Source organism: Duganella paludis, assembly GCF_054461335.1.
The window spans coordinates 5301826-5325880 of sequence record NZ_CM136922.1 but is presented as its reverse complement, the minus strand read 5'-3'; the positions used below and the strand labels follow the sequence as shown (position 1 = coordinate 5325880).

The following is a 24055-nucleotide window of genomic DNA, read 5'->3' as shown; positions in this document are numbered from 1 at the left end:
TTTATGCCACGAACAGATAGTCCCCCACGGTGGTTGCCGGATTGCCGGTGAGGATGGCGATCTGGGTCAATTCGTCGGCCGACACCAGCGCGTCCGTGCCGCTGGACTTGAACAGGTAGACATAACTTGCGCTGTTGTTGTCCACCACGAACAAGGCCTGCTGGCCCAGCGTGAAGCCGCTGTTGGCTGAACCGATCACCAGCGCGGCGGCGGCGGGCGTGATGCCACCGCTGTTGGACGAGAAGATCACCAGTTCCGCATCGGCCGCAAAGCCGCCGGGCGCCGCGCGCAGCACACCACCGTCCACCACCGTGTCACCGTTGCCGATCGCCAGCGCCGCCTGGCTGATGGCGAGCTTGTCGAAGCCCTTGGCGACGCTGTTGCTGAAGTCGGTGATGGTGTCGACGCCGGTCGCGCCGGCGAGTACGAAGGTGTCGTTACCCGTACCGCCGGTCAGGGTGTCGTTGCCAAGGCCGCCGGTCAGCGTGTCGTTGCCGCCAGCGCCGTCCAGCTTGTCATTGCCAATACCGCCACGGATGTCGTTATCCTGCAGGTTGCCGACTGCGGTAAAGGCAGCCGTGCCGGTGTAGATCAGGTTCTCGACATTGGTCGCCAGCGAGTAGTTGGTGATCACGGTGCGCACCACATCCGTGCCGCCGTTCAACGCTTCGGTCACCGTGTGGCCGCCCACAGCGATCACATAAACATCGTCGCCATCGCCACCGATCAGGGTGTCGTTGCCGCCGCCTCCGCTGATCAGCGTGTCGTTGCCGGCATTGCCGGTCAGCTTGTTCGCGGCGGCATTGCCGGTCAGGACATTGTCCAGCTCGTTGCCGACGATGCTGATCGCCAGCGTGCCGGTCACCGTGCCGTTTTCCACGTTGGCGCCCAGCGTGTAGCTGCCCGGCGCCGTGTAGGCCACCTGCACCAGGTCCGTGCCCTCGTCCGCCAGCTCGGTGACCACGTCGCCAGCCACGTCCACCACGTAGGTGTCGTCGCCCTCCCCGCCGCTCATCACGTCGATGCCGCCCAGGCCGTTGATGATGTCGTTGCCGGTCGTGCCCACCAAGGTATCGGCGCCCGGGCTGGCCGCATTGTCGATCAGGTCCGCCAGCGCCTTGTCGCCATCCGCGAAGTGCACGGTCTCGATGTTGCGGATAATCAGCGACTCGCCGGTCGCTGCGTTGACCAGCCTGGTATCCGTGACGCTGACACGGGTACGGGTGTAGGCGGCAAAATTGCCCAGCACCGTCACCAGGTCCGTGCCCGCGCCGCCGTCGATGACGTCGGCCACGCCGGTGCCGGCCGACAGCGAATCGTCGCCGTCGCCGCCGAGCAGGCTGTCGTCGCCGGCGCCGCCGGTCAGGGTGTCGTTGCCGCCGCCGCCGCTCAGCGTATCCTTGCCGATGCCGCCGCTGATGGCGTTGGCCAGCGCATTGCCGGTGCCGGCAAACGCTGCCGTGCCGGTGTAGCTCAGGTTCTCGACAAACGCGCCTAGCGTGTAGGCCACCGCTGCGGTTTGCACGCTGTCGGTGCCGCCGCCATCCAGCTCCGTGACCACGTCGGTGGCCACATCGACCACGTAGACGTCGTCGCCGCCGCCGCCGACCATGGTGTCGTTGCCGGCGCCGCCGATCAGCGTGTCGTTGCCCAGGCCGCCGCTCAGCATGTTGGCGGCGGCATTGCCGATCAGGGTGTTGTCCAGCGCATTGCCGATCAGGTTGACGGCAACCGTTGCGGTCACCGTGGCGTTCTCGATGTTGTCGCCCAGCGTGTAGCTGCCGGCGGCGGTATAGGCCACCTGCACCAGATCGCTGCCCTGATCCGCCAGCTCGACCACGATATCGCCCGCCACGTCCACCACATAGATGTCGTCGCCGGCGCCGCCGGACATGCTGTCGGCGCCGGCGCCGCCGTTGATGCTGTCGGCGCCATCGGTGCCGACCAGCGTGTCGCTGCCGGTGCTGGCGGTGTTGTCCTGCACTTCCGCCAGCGTCATGCTCACGCCGTCGAAGGTGAATTGCTCGACGCCGCGCACCGTGATCACCCCGCCGCTGATGTGCGTGAGCACGGTATCGGTGGCGTTCGGCCGCGAAACCTTGTAGTTGCCGAAGGCTTCCAGGCCGGCCAGCGTGTCGACGTCGCCGCCGCCGTCGATCACGTCCTTGTCGCCGGCGCCGCTGGTGCCGGCGTCCAGCGTGTCGTTGCCGAGGCCGCCGACCAGGCTGTCGTTGCCAACGCCGCCGGTCAGCTTGTTGGCCAGCGCATTGCCGGTGCCGGTGAAGGCACCGGTGCCCAGGAAGACCAGGTTCTCCACGTTGGCGCCCAGCGTGTAGCTGGCCAGCTTGGTTTGCACCGTATCGGTGCCGCCGTCGGCCAGCTCGGTGACGACATCGCCGGCCACATCGACCATGTAGACATCGTTGCCGGTGCCGCCGGTCAGCTTGTCGGCGCCGGCGCCGCCGTCGAGCGTGTCGTCGCCGGCGTCGCCGATCAGCGTGTTGACTGCCGCGTTACCGGTCAGCACGTTGTTCTGCGCATTGCCGGTCAGGTTGACGGCGATGGTTGCCGCCGCCGTGACGGTGGCGTTGTCCACGTAGGACGACAGCACGTAGGTGCCGGCCGCCTTGAAGGCCACGTTCACCAGGTCGATGCCGCCGCCGTCGAGCTCCGTGATCGCGTCGGTGGCGACATCGACCTCGTAGATATCATCGCCTTCCAGGCCGATCATCAAGTCGCTGCCGGTGCCGCCGTTGATGCTGTCGGCGCCGCTGGTGCCGGTCAGCGTGTCGTTGCCCGCGCTGACCAGGCCGGCGTTGACGTCGTTGATGGCTTTCGCCACGCCGTCGAAGCTGACCGTTTCCACGTTGCGCAGCGTGATGCTTTCGCCGGTGACGACATTGACCAGCTTGGTGTCGGTCGCGGTTGGACGGGAACGCACATAGTCCTCGAAGGCGCCCAATACTTTCAGCGTATCGCTGCCGTTGCCACCATCGACCAGGTCGCCGACCACGGCCGTGCCGGCGTTCAGCACGTCGTTGCCGTCGCCGCCGAGCAGGCTGTCGTCGCCCGCGCCGCCGGACAGCGTGTCGTTGCCGAGGCCGCCGTTGAGCGTGTCCTTGCCGGCGCCGCCGGTGAGCTGGTTATCCGACGCGTTGCCGGTGGCGCTGAAGTTGGCGCTGCCGGTGTAGACCAGGTTCTCGACGTTGGCCGCCAGCGTGTAGGTGGCCAGAGCGGTCTCCACGCGGTCGATGCCGCTGCCGGCGCCCGCCGCCTCGGTCACCACGTCGCCGGCCACGTCCACCACGTAGACGTCGTCGCCCAGGCCGCCGACCAGGGAGTCGTTGCCGGCGCCGCCGATCAGCGTATCGTTGCCGGCGCCGCCATCGAGCTTGTTGGCGACGGCATTGCCGGTGAGGACGTTGTCGAGCGCGTTGCCCGTGATGCCGATGGCCACCGTGCCGGTCACCGTGGCGTTTTCCACGTTGGCGGCCAGGGTGTAGGTGCCGGCTGCGGCAAAGGCCACATTCACGAGATCGATGCCCTCGTCCGGATTTTCCGTCACCACGTCGCCGGCGACATCCACCGTGTAGGTGTCGTTGCCAGCGCCGCCCACCATGGTATCGCTGCCGGCGCCGCCGTTGAGGCTGTTGGCGCCGCCGTCGCCGACCAGGTAATCGCCGAAGATGCTGACCGAATTGACGATGGCTTCGCCCAGGGTCTTCATGCCATCGGCGAATTTCAGCTGCTCGACATTGCGCAGCGTGATGTTCTCGCCGGTGGCGGCGTTGACCAGCACCACGTCGGTGGCGTTCGGCCGGGTGATGGTGTAGCTGAGGAAGTTGCCCAGCAGTTGCAGTTGGTCGCTGCCGGCGCCGCCGTCGATCACGTCGACACCGGTGCCCGCGCGCAGGGTATCGTTGCCGTCGCCGCCGGCCACGCTGTCGTTGCCGAGGCCGCCGAACAGGGTGTCGTTGCCGGCGCCGCCAATCAGCGTGTCGTTGCCGGCCAGGCCCTGCAGGCAGTCGTCGCCGGCGCTGCCGGTGAGGCTGTCGTTGAAGGCGCTGCCGAACACCTCTTCAATGCTGATCAGCTTGTCGGTGCCGCCGAGGCCGTCGGTCGCCGTGCCAGTGGCCAGGTTGACCACCACCGCCGCCTTGGAACGCTCGTAATCGATGACGTCGTAGCCGCCCCGGCCATCGACCACGTCGTTGCCGGCGCCGCCTTCGAACAGCTCCATTTCGCCGTCGCTGCCATTGAGCGTGTCGTTGAAGGCAGAGCCGCTCACGCCCTCGATGTTGAGCAGCGTGTCGGTGCCGCCCATGCCGTCGGCCGCCGTGCCGGTCGCCAGATCGACCAGAACGGCGGCCGTGCTGGTGCCGTACTCGACCCGGTCGTAGCCTTGGGCGCCGTCGATGGTGTCGTTGCCTTCGTTGCCGACGAAAATTTCCATGTAATCGTTATCGGCGTTACCGCCGGTAAGCAAGTCATTGCCCCAAGAGCCGACCACGCCCTCGATGTGCCGCAGCGTATCGGTGCCGCCATAGCCATCCATGGCTTCGCCCGTGGCCAGGTTGACCACCACGCCCGCGCCGGTGTGCTCGTAATGCACGAAGTCGAAGCCCGCGCGGCCGTCGATGGTGTCGTTGCCACCCATGCCGTTGAAGTGCTCGATCAGTCCGCTGTCGGAACCCAGCAATTCATCATCGGAGTAGCTGCCGACCACATAGTTGATGTTGAGTAGCGTGTCATGGCCGCTGTCCTCGCCGTCGGCAGTGCCGGCCTGCAGGTCCACCGCCACGCCCGAGCCCATGTCTTCGTAGCTGACCTGATTGTTGTTTTCCTGCAGCGGGCCGGTGATGGCGCCGCCATCGATCGTATCGTCGCCGGCGCCGCCGCCAAAAATTTCCAGGACCGGCGCGGTGCTGCCGACCAGGGTGTCGTTGTGGATCGAACCCCAAACGATGTTGATGTTGATGAGTTTGTCCGTCCCGCCCTGGCCATCCTGGGCCACGCCCGTCGCCAGGTTGACCGAAACGCCGACCGTCGCCTGATCGTACCCGACCAGGTTGCTGTCGGTGAAATTGATGCGATCGGTGATGGCGCCGCCGTCGATGGTATCGTTGCCGGCGCCGCCCCACAGGTAGTCCCGCTCCTTGCCGCCGTTCAGCACGTCGTTGCCGGCGCCGCCATTGATGAAGTCCCAGCCGTCGTCGCCGGACAGGCTGTCGTTGCCGTTGCCGCCGTCGAGATTGTCCCAGCCGGCGGCGCCGCTCAAGGTATCGTTGCCGGCGCCGCCCGTCAGTACGTTGTTCAACTCGTTGCCGACACCCTTGAAGCTGCCGCTGCCGGTATAGCTGACTTTCTCGACGTTGGCGCTGAGCGTGTAGCTGGCCAGCGCGGTCAGCACGCTGTCGTTGCCGGCGCCGGCCAGTTCGGTGACCACGTCGCCGGCGGCGTCCACCACGTAGACGTCGTCGCCGGCGCCGCCGCTCATGCTGTCGTTGCCGGCGCCGCCGTTCAGCGTATCGTTGCCGCCGTTGCCGGTTAGGACGTTGGCGCCGGCGTTGCCGCTCAGCTGGTTGGCGAGCTCGTTGCCGATGATGCCGGCGGCCGCCGTTCCCGTCACGGTCGCGTTCTCGATGTTGGCCGACAGCGTGTAGACGCCGGCCGCCGCGAAGGCGACCGACACCTGGTCCGTGCCCTCGCCCACATTTTCAATGATGACGTCGGCCGCCACGTCGACCACGTAGCTGTCGTCGCCGGCGCCGCCGGACATGGTGTCGGCGCCGGCGCCGCCGTTCAGCGTGTCGTTGCCGCCGTCACCGACCAGCACGTCGCCGAAGATGCTGGTGATGTTGGCCAGCGTTTGGGCCAGGGTCTTGACGCCGTCGTTGAACTCGAACTGCTCGACGTTGCGCACCGTGACGCTCTCGCCCGTGATGCCGTTGACCAGCAACAGGTCGGTGGCATTGACCCGCGTGCGCGCATAGTCGGCAAAGTTGCCGAGCAGGGTCAGCACATCACTGCCGGCGCCGCCGTCGGCGACATCGGCGCTGCCCTTGCCTGCGACCAGCGCATCATCACCATCGCCGCCCAGCAGGCTGTCGTTGCCGGCGCCGCCGTCCAGCAGGTCCTCACCGGCGCCGCCGGACAGGGTGTCGTTACCGGCCATGCCGGACAGGTAGTTGACGCCGGCGTCGCCGCTCAGGCTGTCGTTGAAGGTAGAGCCCACGACCTGCTCGATATTGAGCAGGGTGTCGGTGCCGCCTTCGCCGTCGCTGGCCACGCCGGTCTGCAGGTTGACCGTGACGCCCGCCTTCGATAGCTGGTAGTCGACGCGGTCGACACCGCCCCTGCCGTCGATATGGTCGTCGCCGGCGCGGCCTTCGAACGATTCATAGGCGCCGTTGCTGCCAAGCAGCGTGTCGTTGCGGGACGAGCCGCGCACCAGTTCAATCTGAAGCAGCAGGTCCGTGCCGCCCAGCCCGTCCAGCGCCGTGCCGGAACTGAGGTCGACGTTGACGCCGGCCGTGCTGGTGCTGTAGTCGGCCAGGTCGTAGCCCGCGCCGCCCGAGATCAGGTCGCTGCCGCCGTTGCCGACAAAGATGTCGTTGCCGGCGCCGCCGAACAGATTGTCATTGTGGGACGAGCCATACGCGCCCTCGATGTTCAGCAACTCATCGAGACTGCCATCGCCATCCACCGCTATGCCCTGGACCAGGTCGACCATCACGCCGCTGCCGGCGCTATCGTAGTGCACCATGTCGATGCCACCGCGGCCATCGATCACGTCGATGCCGCCGCGCCCCTCGAATTCCTCGCGCAGCGCGCTGTCCGATCCCAGCAAGGTATCGTCGTAATTGGAGCCGCGCACCTGGTTGATGTTGAGCAGCGTGTCGTGGCCGGTGCTTTCGCTGTCGGCGGTGCCGGCCGCCAGGTCCACCACCACGCCGCCCGATGAGAACGTGTAGGTGACAAGGTTGTTGCCCTGCTGCCCGAAATCAGTGATCGCACCGCCGTCGATGGTGTCGTCGCCCTCCAGTCCTTCAAAAATTTCCAGCAGCGCCGCCGAACTGCCGACGATGCTGTCGTCGTGGATGGAGGCCTGCACGTAATTGATGTTGGTGAGCTTGTCCGTGCCGCCCAGGCCATCGAGCGCCACGCCGGTGGCCAGGTTGACCGAGATGCCAGCCGTGGCGCCGTAATAGGTGATGAAATTGAGGTCGCTATAGTTGAGGCGGTCGGTGATTTCGCCGCCGTCGATCGTGTCGTTGCCGCTGCCGCCGGACAGCAAGTCCCCGCCGGCGCCGCCGTTCAGCACATCGTTGCCGTCGCCGCCATACAGCGCATCGTCGCCGATCCCGCCGCTCAGGCTATCGTTGCCGCCACCGCCCTGCAGGTAGTCATTGCCGGCGTTGCCGGCCAAGGTGTCGTTGCCGATGCCGCCGCTGATGTTGTTGTTCAGTTCGTTGCCGATGCCGTTGAACGCGCCGCTGCCGCTGTACACCAGGGCTTCCAGGTTGGCCCCCAGCGTGAAACTGTTCAGCGATGTGTTGACCAGGTCGCCGCCCTCATCGGCGAGCTCGGTAATCACGGCGCCGGCCGCGTTCACCAGATAGACGTCGTTGCCGGCGCCGCCGGCCAGGCTATCGTTGCCGCCGCCGCCGATCAGCATGTCGCTGCCGTCGCCACCCAGCAGCGTGTCGTTGCCGGCGCCACCCAACAGCGTGTCATTGCCGGCGTTGCCGCTCAGCTTATTGGCGGCGCCGTTGCCGACCAGGTAGTTGTCCAGCCCGTTGCCCGCCAGGTTGACGGCCACCGTGTCGGCCGAGGTGATGGTGGCGTTTTCCACCTTGTCGGCCAGCGTGTAGGTGCCGGCGGCGGTGTAGGCCACCTCCACCAGGTCGACGCCGTCGCCCGTTTCGATCACCAGGTCGCCGCTGTTGTCGACCACATAGGTGTCGTCGCCCAGTCCGCCGGACATGGTGTCGGCGCCGGCGCCGCCGTCGAGCCTGTCATTGCCATCGGTGCCGGTGAGCACGTCGGCGCCGCTGCTGGCGCTGTTGGCGATCAGCTCCGCCAGGCTGTGTGTTTCATCCGCGAACTGTACCGTCTCAACGTTGCGGATGGTGATGGTTTCGCCCGTCAAGGTGTTGACCAGTTTGGTATCGAAGTCGTTGACGCGGCTGCGTGCGTAGTTGGCGTAATCGCCCAGCGCCACCACCAGGTCGGCGCCCGCGCCGCCATCGACGAAGTCCACGCCCACACCGGGGTTCAGCACATCGTTGCCATCGCCGCCCAACAAGCTGTCGTTGCCTTCCCAGCTCCACAAGGTGTCGTTGCCGCCGCCGCCGTTCAGCGTGTCGTTGCCGGAGCCGGCGTACATCACATTGGCCAGCGCGTTGCCGCTGCCGTTGAAGGCCAGCGTGCCAACATAGCTCAGGTTCTCCACATTGGCCGCCAGCGTATGGCTGGTCGCCGTGACGGACACCGTGTCGATGCCGCCATCGGCCGCCTCGGTCACCACATCGCCGACCGCATCGACCTTGTAGAAATCGTTGCCGGCGCCGCCGATCATGGTGTCGTTGCCGCCCTCGCCGGCAAGTGTGTCGGCGCCATCGTTGCCGATGAGGACATTGGCGGCCGCATTGCCTTGCAAGTAATTGTCGAGCGCATTGCCGGTCAGGTTGACCGCCGCCGTCGAGGTGACGACGGCGTTTTCGACATTGGCCGACAGCACGTAGGTGCCGGCCGCAGTGTACGCCACCCGCACTTCGTCGCTGCCGCCGCCGGCGCCTTCCTGGACCACGTCGCCCGCGACGTCGACCACATAGGCATCGTTGCCGGCGCCGCCGGCCAGGGTGTCGGCCCCGGCGCCGCCGTTCAGTGTGTCGTTGCCGCTGCCGCCGGTGATCAGGTTGTTCAGCGCGTTGCCGATGCCCTGCAAGCCGGGGCCGTCCGCCAACACCAGGTTTTCCACGTTGGCCGCCAGCGTCAGGCCGGTGATCGAGGTCACGACCGTATCGGTGCCGCCGCCGGCCGCCTCGGTGATGACGACGCCGGCGTCGTTGACGTAGTAGGTGTCGTCGCCGGCGCCGCCGATCAGGGTGTCCTTGCCGCCACCGCCATCGAGCGTGTCGTTGCCGGCCTGGCCGTTGAGTGTCTGCGAAGTATTGTTGGCGCCGGCGTTGTACCAGTAGCCCAGGCCGTCGGCGCCGGCCGTGCCGGTCAGGCTGCTATTGCTGAGAACCAGGTTGAACGCCGCGCTGGCGTCGCTGACCTTGCCGAACACATCGCGCACGGTGGCCGTCAGCGCATGGTTGCCCGGCGCCAGCTGTTGCAGGTCCAGCACCCAGCGGCCGTCGTCGTCGGCCGCCGTCGTGCCCAGCACGTTGGCGCCGGACTTGATGGTGATGACCGAACCGAACGCCGCCGTGCCGCTCAGCACCAGGTGGCTGTTGCTGATGCCCGCGCCGTTGTTCAGCGGAGCGCTGACCAGGTAACTGTAATTGTCACCAAATTCCGGCAGTTGGCCACCGGTCACGGTTTGGACCGTGATCGTGGTGGCGGCCGGCTTGGCGGTGGAACTGGTGCCGGCGTAGTACATCGGGTTGCCGTCGAAATCGATGATTTGCTGGTAGACGCCGCCGCTGCCCGCCATCGCCCCCGAGCCGTCGCCGCCCCAGCTGACGACAATCTCGCCATCCTGGAATTCGGTCAGCGTCGGGCTGAACTTGATGCCCAGCACGGGCGACTGGCTGATCTTGAACTCGCCGCCCAGTGGACTATTGTCGCTGCCGCTGTAACGGCGGCCCATGATGAAGGACTCGCCGTTGGCGCCCTGCACGTCCCACACCACCATGTAGCTGCCATCGCTCAGGCCCAGCACGTCCGCGCCCAGATGCGAGCCGCTGGCCACCGCGAATGCGGCGCCGACGGGATTGCCGCTGACATCGTAGTTGCGCACCATGACCTTGTCCTGGCCTTCGATTCCGACATCCTGCACCCAGCTCACCACGTGGCCGCCGTTGCCGGTGGCGGCGATTTGCTGCGTGGCGAAGTAGACCTGGCCATTCGGGTCGCTGATCTCGTGGACCAGCTGCTGGTCGCCTATCTTGTTGCCGTATTCATCGAAGTACTGCTGCATCAGTCCCGTCGATCCGGCGCTCACCTTGCCGCTCCAGAGGATCACATAGCCGCCGGGCAGCGCTGCGATCGTGGGCTGGGCCAGGTGGCCGACGGCCGAAATGCTGACCGGCACTTCCGGACCAAGCGGCTCGCCGAAGGCATTGAAGGTGCGCGCATAGATGCTGGTGTAAGGACCATCGTCCTGCTGTGTCGACTGCCAGGTGACGACGAAGCCGCCGTCCTCGAGCGCCACGATCGCCGGCAGGCGCTGCGAGCCGTCGGTGGTGGTGTTGACGGTGATCGGGCCGCCGAGCAGCTGGCCGGCGCCATCGAGCAACTGCACCTTGACCTCCCAGGCGCCGTTGTTGCCAAAAGCGCCGGCAACCGGATTGCTGTGATACGCCACGGCGAAACCGCCGCTTTGCAGCGCGGTCACCACCTGGCCGCGCTGCTCGCCGCCGGACTCGGCGCCGATGGCGAAGTTGCCGCCGAGCGGATTGCCGTCACGGTCGAACAGGCGCGCGGACAGCTTGTCGCCGCCGTTGTCGATGTTGCGGAAGAGCTGCAGGATAACGCCGTCGAGGCCGCTGCTGGCGGCCGACACCGGCAGCACCTCGAAGTTGCCCGCCGCGCTGCTGATCACGCGGTCCACCGCCGTCAGCTCGACCGTGCCGTCGGCGAACTGCAGCGTCTTGATGCCTTGCACGTTGTCGATGCCGTCGGGCGAACCGCCGCGCAAGTCCTGCACGCTGACCGCGCCGTCGGCGTTGGTGCTGATGCTGTAGTTGGCCTTGTTGCCGCTGAAGACGGCGCGGTTGTTGCCGGCGCCGCCGATCAGGGTGTCGTTGCCGCCGCCGCCGGCCAGGGTGTCGTTGCCGGCCAGGCCGCGCAGCACGTTGGCGCCGCCGTCGCCGGTCAGCACATCGCCCTCGATGCTGCCGGTCAGGTTTTCCACGCCGCTGAACTGGGTGGTGCCGCTCGCATCCGTGGCCTGCCCGTTGGACAGGTTGGCGACCACGGCGTCGTCGCCGAACATCAGCGTGTCGTTGCCGCCGCCGGCCTCGATGGTGTCGTTGCCGCCGTGGGTGAGGAAGGTTTCGCCGGCGTTGCTGCCGATGATGTGGTCGCCGAAGCGCGTGCCCATGACCACTTCGATGCCGCCGATGCTGCCGCTTTCGCCGAAGCCGTTGTCGAGGATTTCGCCGCTGGCCAGGTTGATGGCCACGCCGTGTACCTGGTCCGGGTTCGCGGCGTACAGGATGTCCTTGCCGGCCCCGCCCTCCAGCGTGTCGTGGCCGCGTCCCATCAGCAGCCAGTCGTTGCCGGCGCCACCGTCGAGCAGGTCGTCGTCCGCGCCGTTGTCGAACAGCACGTCGTTGCCGTCGTTGCCGTACAGCGAGTCGTTGCCGTCGCCGCCACCGATCATGTCGCCGCCGCTGGTGCCGTTCAGCACATTATCGAGCGCGTTGCCGAACAGGGCCTGGCCGTTGGGGCCGTTGACGGTCAGGTTTTCCACGTTGTCCGGCAGCGTCATGCCGAAGCCGGCGATGATGGTGTCGATGCCGCCGCCGGCCGCCTCGATCACGGTTTCGTTGGCACGCAAGATGTAGAGATCGTTGCCGTCGCCGCCGTTCAGGGTATCGTTGCCGCCCCGGCCGTCCATGGTGTCGTCGCCGGCGCCGCCGTTGAGTACTTGCGCATCGCCGCTGGCGCCCTGGTCGGCCCAGTAAAGCGGCGCGTCGTCGCCGTCGCTGCCGTTGAGCACGCTGTTATCGACGGTCAGCAGGAACGGCGTGCTGCCCGGTCCCTCCACGCCCTGCGCGTTGCGCACGCTGAGCACGAACGCATGCTCGCCATTGGCCAGCGCCTGCCAGATGCCGATGCTCCAGTGGCCGCTGTCGTCGACGCCGGTACGGTATTCCTGCTCGCCGTCGCGCGCGATGATGGTTTGTCCGAACACGCCGGTGCCGCTGAGCACCACGTAACCATTGCCGACGGCCGCGCCGCTGCTGAGTGGATCGTGCAGCATGATCTTGCCGCCGAAGCTGGTATCCGTGTACTGCGCATCGCCGCCGCCGACGATCTGCTGCAACAGGAAGGCCGGCGCCGCCGGCGGCGTCTGGTCCGAGCTGCCGCTGAAGAATTCCGGGTGACCGTTCCAGTCGACGATCTGCTGGTACAGGCCATTGTTGGCCATGGCGTCCAGCTCGCCCCAGCTCACCAGCAGCTTGCCGTTGTCGAGGATGGTCATGACCACGCCGGTCGGATTGCCGCCGGGATCGCGCTGGTTGACGCGGAACGGCTCGCCCGCCGCCGCGCCATGTTCATCGTACCGTTGCACCAGCACCGACTGGCCATCGGCGTAGTTCTCCCAGGCGACCGCAAAGCCGCCGCCGGGCAGGCCCACCACGCTGGGGACGCCGCCAAAGTCGCTGTTCGGCACCACCATGGCGCTGCCGGCGGGCTGACCCTGAGCGTTGAAGCTCTGCACCATGACGTTGTTCGGTTCGATGCTGTAGTTGGTCCAGGCCGCAACAAAGCCGCCGTCGGCGGTGGCGGCCAGATCGAGCTGGCTGGCCGAATACGTGACGGCCCCCGGATAGGTGAACAATGCCTGGACCGCGCCGACCTTGTTGCCGGCCATGTCGAAGCGCTGGGCCCGGATGTCGCTCAATTCGGACCAGGCGATGACGTAGCCGTCCGCCACAGCGACGATGTCGTACACCGATTCGTAGATCGCATAGTCGATGGCGCCGGCTTCGTGCTCGGTGCCGATCTTATTGCCCTGCTCGTCGAAGCGCTGCGTGTACAGGCCGCGGTGGCCGCTGGACGGCTGATACGATATCCAGCTGGCGACGATGCTGCCATCCTTCAGCGCGGTCACCATCGGGAAGCGCTGGGAGTAATCGGTGGTGGTGTTGATGATCTGCGGTTCGCCGATCTTGTTGCCGGCGGCGTCGAAGCGCTGCAGGTAGTTTTCCCAGGCCCAGTCGTTGAGCACCACGCCGGCGGTAGGATTGCTGTTGTAGGCCACGAAGAAACCGCCGTCGCCGGCGCGCACCACGGTCACGCTGCGCTGGTCGCCCACCACGTCGCCCACCACGATGTTGTCGCCCAGCGGCACGCCCTGCTCGTTGAACACGCGCAGCGACACGCCGCTGCCGGACACGTCGTCGTCGCGGAAGGCGATCACGTAGCCGCCGCCGTCCAAGGCGGTGACGTCCTGGTGCCACTGCGGCCCGTCCGGGCTGGACGACACCACCGCGTCGGTCGGCGTCAGGTCGAGCACGCCGTCGGCGAAATGCAGCTGATCGATGCCGCTCAGGTGGTCGGTGCCGTCGGGACTTTCGCCACGCTTGTCGCTCACCACCACCACGCCGTCCGCGCCGCTGGTGATGGTGTAGTCGTCCTGGTTGCCGCTGTAGTAGGCTTGGTCGTAGCCGGCGCCGCCGTTCAGGGTGTCGTCACCGCCGCCGCCGCGCAGGCTGTCGTTGCCCCAGAAGCCGTCCAGCACGTTGGCGCCGTGGTCGCCTTCGAGGAAGTCGTTGCCGCTGGAACCGATCACGTTTTCAAAATTGCTGATGAGGTCCTGCCCCTGCGCGCCGCTGACCACGCCCGTTTGCAGCGAGACCTGGACGTCGCCGCCGAACGGCGTGTAGTAGCTCAGCAGGTCGGTGCCGGCGCCGCCGTCGAGCGTGTCGTTGCCGCCGCCGCCGAGGATCAGGTCGTCGCCGTCGCTGCCGGTGATGCTGTCGGCAAAGGCGCTGCCGGCCACGTATTCGATGTTGAGCAGCGTATGGCTGCCCTGGCTGCCGGCGTTGGCCGTGCCGGTTGCCAGGTTGACCGTCACGCCGTTGCCGGCGCCGCTGTAGTCGGCCCAATCCTTGCCGGCGCCGCCGTCCAGCGTATCGTTGCCGTGGCCGACCAGGGTATCGCTACCCAGGCCGCCGCTCAGCAGTTGCGCCTCGGGGCCGGCGCCGTGCGCGGCCCAGTAGGCGGCATCGTCGTTGCCATTGGTGCCTTCGATCTCGCCGTCGTACGCGGTCAGGTTGAACACCGCGCTGGCGGCGCTGGCCACGCCGTTGACGTCGCGCACCACCGCCGTCAGGTGGTAGGCGCCGCCGGCCAGATGGTTCAGCTCCAGCACCCACTTGCCACTGTCGTCCACGCCTACCGTGCCCAGCACGGTGGCGCCGGACTTGATTTCCACCGTGCTGCCGAAGGCGGCCGCGCCGCTCAACACCAGGTGGTTGCTGCCGACGGTGGCGTTGTTGCTGACGCTGTGGGTCAGGTATTGCGGCACCGGCGCGGCCGGGTCGTACTGCGGATGGTCGCCGCCGTCCACCGAGGCCACCGTGATGGTGGTGGCCGGCGTCACGGTCACTGCCGCGCTCGCCGTTTGGTACATGGAGTTGCCGTTGTAGTCGATGCTTTGCTGATAGATGCCGCCCCCGCCGGCCAGCCCCGGCAGGTTGCCGGTCTCCCACAGCACGGTCACGCCATTGCCCGTGTCCACCAGCTCGGGCAGCAGCTTGTCGCCGGCGGCGGCGCTGCGGCTGATCGCGAACGCCGGCCCCGCCGCCACGTAGCTCACGTCGTAGTGCCGGCCCATCACCACCGACTGGCCATCCTTGATGCCGCTCCACACCACCATGAAACCACCGTCGTACAAGGCCTTGACGTTGACGCTGGTGGCGTGGAAGCCGTCCGCCACCAGCAGCGCATCGCCCAGCGCCGTGCCATCGTGGCTGAAGGCGCGCATCATCACCTGGCCGTCGCCCTGGCCTTGCGCGTCCTGCACCCAGGCCATCAGCACGCTGTTGTCGTACTGCGAGGTCGATTGCGCAAGCGCGCCCAGCTTCAGCTGGCCGCCGGCATTGTCCAGCTCCGCCACCACGATCTCGCCACCGGACGGCTGGCCCTGCCAGTCGAAGAACTGCGCCGCGTAGCCGACGTGGCCGGGACTTGTTTCGCTTTGCCAGGCGATGGTGTAGCCGTCATAGGCCGTGCTGATCGACGGCGCCACCTGCTCGCCGGCCGTGTTGCTGTTGATATGCACCTCCTCGCCCATGCGCTCGCCGCCGCTGGTGAACGCCTGCGCGTAGATGCCGTTGCCGCCGCCATCCTCCTGCTGCGACTGCCAGGTGACGACATAGCTGCCGTCCCCGCGCACGGTCAGCGCCGGCGCCACCTGGGCACCGACGGTGTTGCTGCTAATGAGGGTAGGCTCGCCCAGCGGCGCGCCGTTGGCGTCCAGGATCAGCTGCATCACGTCCCAGCCCGGATCGTCCGCGCTGGCGCCGGCCTGCGGGTTGGTCTGGTAGACCAGCACAAACACATTGTTCCAGGTGAAGGCCAGCGACAGCTTGCCCAGCGTGCCTCCTTGGGTCAGCACCAGCTGGTCCGTGCCCTGCGGGATGCCTTCCGCATCGAGCGCACGCACATACACGCTGTCGCCGCCGCTGCCGGGCTGGCGGTAGCCGATCATCAGGTTGCCGTTGTTCAGGTTGACGGTGAGGGCGGCGTCGGTCTGGGTGCCTGCGGTATTGCTGGTGCTCACATGGTCGAGTACCTTGAGCTCCACCGTGCCATTGCTGAACTGCAGCTTGTCGATGCCGCGCAGGGTATCGGTGCCGTCGGGCGAGCCGCTGCGCTTGTCCTGGACGGTGATCGAACCGTCGGCGTTGGTGCTGATGGTGTAGTCGGCCTTGGCGCCGCTGTAGACGGCGGTGTCGAGGCCGCCGTAATCGAAGATGTAGTCGTTGCCGCCGGCGCCCTTGTAGAGATCGTCGCCAGCGTTGTCGTAGAAGGTGTTGGCCTTGGCGTCGCCGGTGATGTTGTCGTTGAAGGCCGAGCCGTTGACGTTCTCGATATTGCTCAGGCGGTCGTTGCCGGCGCCGCCGCTGACCACGCCGGTGGCCAGGTTGACGGTCACGCCGCCGGCCGCGCTGTCGTAGCTGGTGCCATCGATGCCGGCGCCGCCGTCGATGGTGTCGTCGCCTTCGATGCCGATCAGATAATCGTTGCCGGCGCCGCCGGTGATCTTGTCCGAGAATTTGCTGCCGACGACGTACTCCATGTTGCGCACGGTGTCGGTGTCGACCCCGTCGGTGACCAGGCCGGTGGCGAGGTTGATGGTCTGCGCGCGCGGCGCGTTGCGGTAGGTCAGGTAGTCGTAGTCCGCGCCGCCGTCCATGGTGTCGGAGCCGGGGCTGTAGTTGAAGCTGTCGTAGCTGGCGCCGCCGCTCTGCGAATCGTTGCCGGTGTCGTTGAGGCTGCCGAACTGGTCGTAGCCGTCGCCGCCGATTTCGACGTCGTTGCCGGCGCCGCCGTCCATGCGCGCGCTGTTGTTGCCGCCGATGATGGTGTCGTTGCCGCCCATGCCGTAGAAATCGCCCGACGCGCTGCCGGTGATCACGTTGGCCAGGTCGTTGCCGCTGGCCTTGAGGTAGTACTGGGAGCCGCCGAGGTCGAGGTTCTCCACGTTCTGCGGCAGGTGGTAGTCGTAGATATCGGTGCGCACCGTATCGACGCCCTCGCCGGCCGCCTCGTTGACCTGGGTTGCGTAGTCGCGGACGATGTAGACGTCGTTGCCGGCGCCGCCGTTCAGGGTGTCGGCGCCGCCGGCGCCGTCCAGCGTATCGTTGCCGGCGCCACCGTTGAGGGTCTGGGGGGCATCGTTGGCGCCCTGGTCGAGCCAATAGGCCGGACCGTCGTTGCCCGCCGTGCCTTCCAGCACGGCGGCGCTGGCCACCGTGATATCGAAAATATCCGATGATGGGCTGGACAAGCCGCCGATATCGGTCACCACGGCGCGCAGCTGGTACGGGCCTTCCGCCAGATTGCGCAGGTCGGCGCTCCAGTGGCCGCCGTCATCCACGCCGACCGTGGTCAGCACCTGGTCGCCGGACAGCACGGTAACGGTCGAACCATAGCTGGCGTTGCCGGACAAGGCCAGGTGGCCGAGGTACACCACCGCGCCGTTGCCCAGCACTTCGTGCAAGGCATACTGGCCGAAGGCGTCGGCGACCGGCTGGTTGCCGCCGACCACCGTTTGCACCGTGAAGCTGGCCGGCGGCGGCGGCACGTCGTCGGCAAATACGCCCAGCTCGACCTGACCGTCGGGGCTGATTACTTGCTGGTAGACGCCGCCACTGTCGCGCAACACCGCGTTGCCGGTGCCGGCCCAGTTGACCTGGATGCCGCCACCGCCAGCGAGGCTGAGCACGGGATTTGTCAGCACACCACCCTGGTCATCATCGCTGACCACAAACTGTGCGCCGGCCGCCGTGCCGTCGGTATTGAAGTTGCGGCCGACAATGGTCGAACCAGCCTGGCTGGCGTCGCCCCAGACCAGCATGAACTGGCCGGCCTGCGATTCGATCACGTCGACACCGTTATAGATCCCCCCGCTGGCGACCACGATGGCCTCGCCCTTGGGCGTGCCATCGCTGTTGTAGAAGCGCGCCATCACGCTGAACTCGGCGCTCAGGGTGCGCACGGTCCAGGCCAGCGCGTACTCGCCGCTATTGATGGCGGTCGCCGTGCGGACCGTGCTCAAGATGGCGTTGCTGTCGCCGGCCGGCAGGACATACACAATTTGCTCGGCGCCGAGCTTGTTGCCGCCGCCATCCAGCAGTTGCTGCGCATAGCCGGTGCTGCCATCGGCCAGCGTGCCGCTCCATGCCAGCACCAGCTTGGTGTCGGTCGGGTTGTTGGCATTGAAGTCGATGAACGGTGAGTACTGCTCGCCGTTCACTGTGCTGTTGTAGCGCACCTCGCCACCCACCTTGGCGCCGCTGGCGTCATAGCGCTGGCCATAGATGCCGCTGTCGGCGCCGCCATTATCCTGGCGCGAAGACCACACCACCAGATAGCCGCCATCGCGCAGCGGCGTCACTTGCGGCGTGCGCTGCCCGCCGGCGATCGTGGTGTTGACATCGACCTCGTCGCCGACGGCCTGGCCGTCGGCATCGTAACGCTGCAGCTTGATGTCCCAGGCGCTACTGGCGGCCGCCAGGCCAGTGCCCGGATTGCTTTCCCACACCACCACAAAGCCGCCGTCGTACAGGGTGCTGACGGCCGGTGCGCGCTGGTCGCCGGCGGTGGTGGTGTTGACCGGGATGTTGTTGCCGACCGGATTGCCTTCGCGGTCGATGCGGCGCGCATAGATGCCTTCGCCGTTGTCGTCATTGGCGCGGAACACCACCACGCTGCCGTTGTTGCCGGCGCCGCCGATGCCGGTCAGCAAGGCGGTGGCCGGCGCGGTCTGGTGGCCGGCGGGATTGCCGCTGACGCCGAGCGCCAGCGGCAGCATGTCGAGCGTGACATCGGCAAACTGCAGGGACTGGATGCCGCGCAGCAGGTCCGTGCCATCGGGCTGGCCCTCGCGCACATCGGTGATCTGGGTGTCGCCGTTGGGCTGCACATAGATCAGGCAATCGCTGCGGTTGCCGCTGTAGACGGCCACATCGTTACCGGCGCCGCCCTGCAAGGTGTCGTTGCCGCCACCGCCGACCAGGGTGTCGTTGCCGCTCTGGCCGGAAATCAGATTGTCATCGTCGTTGCCGATGAGGAGGTCGTCGTAAATGCCGCCGTCGATGCCTTCGAAATTGCTCAGCACATCCACGCCGTCGGCGCCGCTGCTGCTGCCCAGCGCCAGGCTGACGCTGACGCCGCCCTGGGCCGAGCCGTAGCCGACGACATCGAATCCGCCGCCGCCATCGAGGGTGTCGTTGCCGCCGTTGCCGGACAGCGTTTCATCGCGGTCGCTGCCGGTGATGTGGTCGGCAAACATCCCGGTGCCATTAACGCGCTCAATGCTGATCACGGTATCGAGCTGGCCGCTGCTGTCGTCGGCCACGCCGGTGGCGAGGTTGATGGTGAGCGGGCCGACGTTGCTGCCGGCATAGCTCAGGCGGTCGATGCCCTCGCCGCCGTTGATCGTATCCGCGCCGGGGGAATAGCGCAGGAAGTCGTCGCCGGCGCCGCCGTCCATCGAATCATTGCCCTTGTCGTTGGGACCGCCCATGATGAAATCGTTACCGGCACCGCCCAGTTCCAGGTTGTTGCCTATGCCGCCGAGAATCGAATCCGGCCCGCCGGCGCCATCCAGCGTATCGTCGCCCGTACCGGCGTTCAAATAGTCGGCACCCGCCGTACCGGTGATCAGATTTCCACTCATTTTGTAGCCCCTGGGTTTGGTTTTATGTGCCCAGTCTGCCGCCGGGCGACGATGAAGAAATTAAAAAAATTTCATTATTAGCATTTAATTTTATCAACAGCAACCCAGCCCTTCATCACCTAATTGGGTGAAAGCTTTTTTATTTTTCAGGCTAGAATGCGGGAAAGTTAATGAGGAGAACCAATTTGAAGTCTTTTACCGCATTCCTGGCCACGACCCTGCTGGCCGGCGCCGTTCACGCAGCCACGGCAAACCCGGACGCCGCGCAAATCAAGGCCGCGCATGATCTGATGGCGTCCATGCAGGCAGAGAAGATGATGCGCATGACGGCCGGCATGAGCCAGTACGCGTCGCCGGAGCAGCGCAAGCAAGTGATGGATAAGGTGATTAAGTTGCAGCCGGAATTCGTGTACACGAAGTTGGCCACGCCGGTGGCCAAGCTGCTCAGCACCGAGACGTCGGTGGAGATGACCAAGTTCTATCAGTCGAGCTACGGCAAGAAAGTCCTGCACGATACCTACAACAGCAGCGCGCAGCTGTACCAGACCGCGCCGAAGCCGACGCCGGCCGAACAGGCGGAACTGAAGAAGCCGGCCTACGTCAAGGCCAACCAGGAGTTCAAGGCCAACGAACAGGCCATTCGCCACGAAACCTTCGTGCTGCTGAAGGAAGTCGTCAACGGCAAATAAGCCTTAGCCGCAGCACTTCTTGAACTTCTGGCCGCTGCCGCAGGGGCAGGCGTCGTTGCGGCCGACCTTGGCCGGTTTGGCGTACGGCGCGTGGAAGAAGGCGTTGATCTGGATCACGGATGGCGCCACCTTGGCCGGGTTGACCGGCGCCGCAAACGGCACCAGCAGCGCCGGCTGCTGCGCGCGCAGCGGCGCCCAGGCCTCGGCCGCCAGCTGCACGCCGGCCGTGAAGCCCGCGCACCATGCATCGGCGGTCCAGTTGCCGCCACACTCATAGATCGGCTCGAAGCTGGCCGGATCTTTCCGCATCCAGGTTTGCATGTAGGCGTGATGGCGCAACACCAGCGCCTGCGCTTCGGCACTGCCTTGCGCGCCGCCCCACACCAGCGGCAGCCACCTTGCCTGCTCGACCTCCACCGGACCGACGATCAAGGCGGTCAGCAAACCTTCCAGCCTGGCCACATCCATCGATTGCGGGCCGATGGCCAGCAGCAGCTCGTCGAGTTGCTCGTATTCGTCGTCGTTCAATGGGGCGTGGCTCATGGCGGCTGTTGGATTGAAGATGGGTGGATCGGAAAATAAAAAAGCCTCCTTGCGGAGGCTTTTTTACTGAATATTGGCGGAGAGGGTGGGATTCGAACCCACGGTAGGGTCGCCCCTACGCTTGATTTCGAGTCAAGTACATTCGACCACTCTGCCACCTCTCCTGGTGAAACATTTTTACTGCTTTTTCTCACATCCAAACAAATGGCGGAGAGGGTGGGATTCGAACCCACGGTAGGGTCGCCCCTACGCTTGATTTCGAGTCAAGTACATTCGACCACTCTGCCACCTCTCCGTTTTTCCCACCTGCTGCTGCGAGAAGGCAAGATTATAGCAGGTGGTTGAGAAAATGGAAGGGCTAAATTTACGCTTTCAAATGGGTCAGTCCACCCATGTACGGACGCAGCATTTCCGGGATCTCGACCGAGCCGTCGGCCTGCTGGTAATTTTCCAACACAGCGACCAGGGTGCGGCCGACTGCCAGGCCTGAACCGTTCAGCGTATGCAGCAGTTCCGGCTTGCCCTGGGCGTTGCGGAAGCGCGCCTGCATGCGGCGGGCCTGGAACGCTTCGCAGTTCGACAGCGAGGAAATTTCACGGTAGGTGTTCTGCGCCGGCAGCCACACTTCCAGGTCGTAGGTCTTGGTGGCGCCGAAGCCCATGTCGCCGGTGCACAGCGACATCACGCGGTACGGCAGGCCCAGGCGTTGCAGGATGGTTTCGGCGTGGCCGACCATTTCTTCCAGCGCGGCGTAGGAATGATCCGGATGCACCACCTGCACCATCTCGACCTTGTCGAACTGGTGCTGGCGGATCATGCCGCGCGTGTCGCGGCCGTAGCTGCCCGCTTCCGAGCGGAAGCATGGGGTGTGCGCGGTCATCTTCAGCGGCAGCGCGTCGGCGGCCAGGATCTCGTCGCGCACGATGTTGGTCAGCGACACTTCCGAGGTCGGGATCAGGTAGAAGGTCTCGCCCTCGCCTTCGGCGCCGCCCTTCTTCACCGAGAACAGGTCGGCTTCGAACTTCGGCAGCTGGCCGGTGCCGCGCAGCGAATCGGCGTTGACCATGTACGGCGTGTAGCACTCAGTGTAGCCGTGCTCGTCCGTGTGGGTATTTAGCATGAACTGCGCCAGCGCGCGGTGCAGGCGGGCGATGCCGCCTTTCATCACCGAGAAGCGCGAGCCGGTCAGCTTGGTCGCGGTGTCGAAGTCCAGGCCCAGCGGGGTGCCGACGTCAACGTGGTCCTTGATCTCGAAATCGAAGCTGCGTGGCGCGCCGACTTTGCGCACTTCCACGTTGCCGGTTTCATCGTTGCCTGCCGGGACCGATTCGTGCGGCAGGTTCGGGATGGTTTCCAGGAACCCGGCCAGCTTGGCCTGCAGTTCCGCCAGTTTCACTTCATTGGCCTTGAGCTCGTCGCCCAGGCCGGCCACTTCCGCCATCAGGGCGGTGGTGTCTTCGCCCTTGCCCTTCATCATGCCGATCTGCTTGGACTGCGAATTACGCTTGCCTTGCAGCTCTTCGGTGCGCAGCTGGATCGCTTTGCGTTCCGACTCGAGGGCGTTGAACGCTTCCACGTCGAGCTTGAACTTGCGGGCCGCCAGGCGCTCGGCGACGGTGGCGATGTCTTTACGGAGAAGTTGGATGTCAATCATGGGAACGATGCCGTTTGTATCGAAAACGTCAATTGTACCAAGACGACGCCACTTCCTAGCGAGTTTTGCGCAGCCCGCCGGCTGCCGCCATTACAGCGCGGCTTTTTCGGCGGCGGTCAGGCGCTTGGCGCTCACGGTCACGGTCGGCATGTCGGCCTTGGCGACGACGGCGACTTTGGCGGCCGGCATCGAGAAGTCGGCGCGGTCGTCGGCGGCGGTGGCGAAAGTGGTAGCGCCGGCGATAACGGTGGCGGCGACAAAGATGATTTCCATGTGTTTAGCGATGCTCATGATGTTCTCCTTCAGGTGGTTGGTTTGATTAAGTGCTGCGGTATGGTTGTACTGTACCTAAAGGCGTTCTGGCATGCGCGGGGGATGCGATGAAGCGCCAAAAACGGCACCTGAAATGCAGAAAACGGGGGAAATACGTGCGCGCTGGAATCCGCCGCCCGCACTGTAGGATTTCTCCTACGCAACTAATCGTGCGCCACGCAATGCGCGGAATTTGTACTATGTATTCAACAGAACATTAATCAAGGAGAAGAGATGAACAACCATATCCAGAAAATTGCAGCGGCTGCCGCCGTGATGCTGATCGCAACCGGCTGCTCCACCATGGGCGGCTCGTCGCAGAGCAATGAACCGCCGCCGCCGGTGAATCCGAACTTCGCGGCCGAGATGAACAAGTTCAACGCCCAGTTCCCGAACGACAAGGCCACCAAGTACGAGGAAATCTCGCTCAACTTCAATAATGCGAAGAAGCTCGATGAGCGCGGCAACTGCCACGACCTGTCGCGCCACCCGGTGGTGATCGTGCTGACGCTCGACGCGGCCGGCAAGGTCACCCGCACCACCACCGACGTCGAAGGCAAGAAAGCCGAATGCTTCCGCCAGGCGTATGCCGACGCGCAGCTGCCGCCGCCGCCGTTTGCCCCCTACCAGAAGCCGATCCGCCTGCGTTAAGCGGCGTCTTCCTCTTCCGGGCTGCCATCATTCTGGGCTGGCTTGTCCAGCCAGTTGATGACGATATCGTTGAAGCGGTCCGGCGCGCGCAGCATCGGCCAGTGGTCGGTTTCCAGCGCGACCACTTTGCAGCCTTCCTTGGCCGCCATGTTCTCGGTCCATTGCGGCGAGTGGAACATGAAGGGCTTGTTGGTGCCGTAGATGTACAGCATCGGCACTTTCGGCACGAACGGCACCAGCGAACTGTAGGAGCCGGCCGCGCCGCCCGTCAGGATGTAATACGGATAGTTCATGCCGGAGCTGATGTACTGCTTCGGCGACGGTGCGCCCAGCATGCGCACCATGGCCTTGGTCATCGCATTGCCGATCGGGCCGCCGATGGCCCAGGCCAGCGCCAACGTGCTTTGGTAACTGCTCACCATCATCTTCTGGCCGACCGAGCGCGAGCGCGACGTGGCCTTCGATTGCGCATCGCCGATATCGACGCCGACGATGGCCGACACCAGGCCTTTGTTCCGCATGTAAAACTCATAGCCGAACACGCAGCCCCAGTCGTGCAGCATCAGGATCACCTTCTGCTTCTGGCTGACGCTGTTGACGATGTGCAGCAGCACGCGCAGCATGGCGTTCAGCGTGTAGGAGCGGCGTGGCTGGTTGATATCGAAGCCCGGCAGCGTGAAGCGCACGCAGCGGTATCGACCTTTCAGCTCGGCGACCTGCGCGTCCCACAAGCGATAGGTATCCGGCCAGCCATGAATCATGACGATCGTCTCGGCCCCCTCGCCTTCGATATACACGTCGACCCCGTCGACCACCATTGCCGGCTGCATGCTGTTCCTCTGACCTGCGAATTCGTTAATCTTCTATCTTAACAACTTTTCACAGCCCTCG

General features: G+C 65.7%; 7 protein-coding genes and 2 tRNA genes. 2 read left to right on the top strand and 7 right to left on the bottom strand.

Annotated elements, in window-relative coordinates; genetic code table 11:
- Nucleotide 1: 1 nt before the first annotated feature.
- The gene (locus tag ACXZ1M_RS23495; protein WP_459050017.1) at nucleotides 2-19315 is read right to left on the bottom strand and encodes an Ig-like domain-containing protein; all 19314 of its coding nucleotides are present in this window, start codon (nucleotides 19313-19315) and stop codon (nucleotides 2-4) included.
- A gap of 185 nt (nucleotides 19316-19500) precedes the next feature.
- On the opposite strand from ACXZ1M_RS23495, the gene ACXZ1M_RS23490 reads away from it, so the two are divergent.
- Nucleotides 19501-20004 carry a DUF2059 domain-containing protein gene (locus ACXZ1M_RS23490; RefSeq protein WP_459050016.1) on the top strand — a complete coding sequence of 168 codons (504 nt, stop codon included), beginning with the start codon at nucleotides 19501-19503 and terminating at the stop codon, nucleotides 20002-20004.
- A 3-nt stretch (nucleotides 20005-20007) separates the two neighbouring features.
- Here the strand turns inward: ACXZ1M_RS23490 and ACXZ1M_RS23485 are convergent, their stop codons facing one another.
- From ACXZ1M_RS23485 to ACXZ1M_RS23465, 5 genes are all read right to left on the bottom strand, one after another.
- Nucleotides 20008-20547, bottom strand: a complete 540-nt coding sequence (locus ACXZ1M_RS23485) for a UPF0149 family protein (protein ID WP_459050015.1) — start codon at nucleotides 20545-20547, stop codon at nucleotides 20008-20010.
- 74 nt (nucleotides 20548-20621) lie between these two features.
- Nucleotides 20622-20711 (bottom strand) — tRNA-Ser (locus ACXZ1M_RS23480).
- Between the two features lie 41 nt (nucleotides 20712-20752).
- Nucleotides 20753-20842, bottom strand: a tRNA-Ser gene (locus ACXZ1M_RS23475).
- A 69-nt stretch (nucleotides 20843-20911) separates the two neighbouring features.
- Complete coding sequence (gene serS, locus ACXZ1M_RS23470; protein ID WP_459050014.1) at nucleotides 20912-22201, bottom strand: serine--tRNA ligase; 1290 nt, start codon at nucleotides 22199-22201, stop codon at nucleotides 20912-20914.
- 90 nt (nucleotides 22202-22291) lie between these two features.
- Nucleotides 22292-22492, bottom strand: a complete 201-nt coding sequence (locus ACXZ1M_RS23465) for a hypothetical protein (RefSeq protein WP_373991471.1) — start codon at nucleotides 22490-22492, stop codon at nucleotides 22292-22294.
- Between the two features lie 255 nt (nucleotides 22493-22747).
- On the opposite strand from ACXZ1M_RS23465, the gene ACXZ1M_RS23460 reads away from it, so the two are divergent.
- On the top strand, nucleotides 22748-23164 hold the full coding sequence (locus tag ACXZ1M_RS23460; RefSeq protein WP_459050013.1) for a hypothetical protein: 417 nt from the start codon (nucleotides 22748-22750) through the stop codon (nucleotides 23162-23164).
- Here the strand turns inward: ACXZ1M_RS23460 and ACXZ1M_RS23455 are convergent.
- Complete coding sequence (locus ACXZ1M_RS23455) at nucleotides 23161-23994, bottom strand: alpha/beta fold hydrolase (protein WP_459050012.1); 834 nt, start codon at nucleotides 23992-23994, stop codon at nucleotides 23161-23163. The two genes, ACXZ1M_RS23460 and ACXZ1M_RS23455, sit on opposite strands and share 4 nt — an antisense overlap.
- Nucleotides 23995-24055 lie beyond the last annotated feature (61 nt).

Coding starts and splice junctions, on each gene's coding strand:
- ACXZ1M_RS23495 (WP_459050017.1), bottom strand. CDS start 19,315: ATGAGTGGAAATCTGATCACCGGTACGGCGGGTGCCGACTATTTGAAC.
- ACXZ1M_RS23485 (WP_459050015.1), bottom strand. CDS start 20,547: ATGAGCCACGCCCCATTGAACGACGACGAATACGAGCAACTCGACGAG.
- serS (WP_459050014.1), bottom strand. CDS start 22,201: ATGATTGACATCCAACTTCTCCGTAAAGACATCGCCACCGTCGCCGAG.
- ACXZ1M_RS23465 (WP_373991471.1), bottom strand. CDS start 22,492: ATGAGCATCGCTAAACACATGGAAATCATCTTTGTCGCCGCCACCGTT.
- ACXZ1M_RS23460 (WP_459050013.1), top strand. CDS start 22,748: ATGAACAACCATATCCAGAAAATTGCAGCGGCTGCCGCCGTGATGCTG.
- ACXZ1M_RS23455 (WP_459050012.1), bottom strand. CDS start 23,994: ATGCAGCCGGCAATGGTGGTCGACGGGGTCGACGTGTATATCGAAGGC.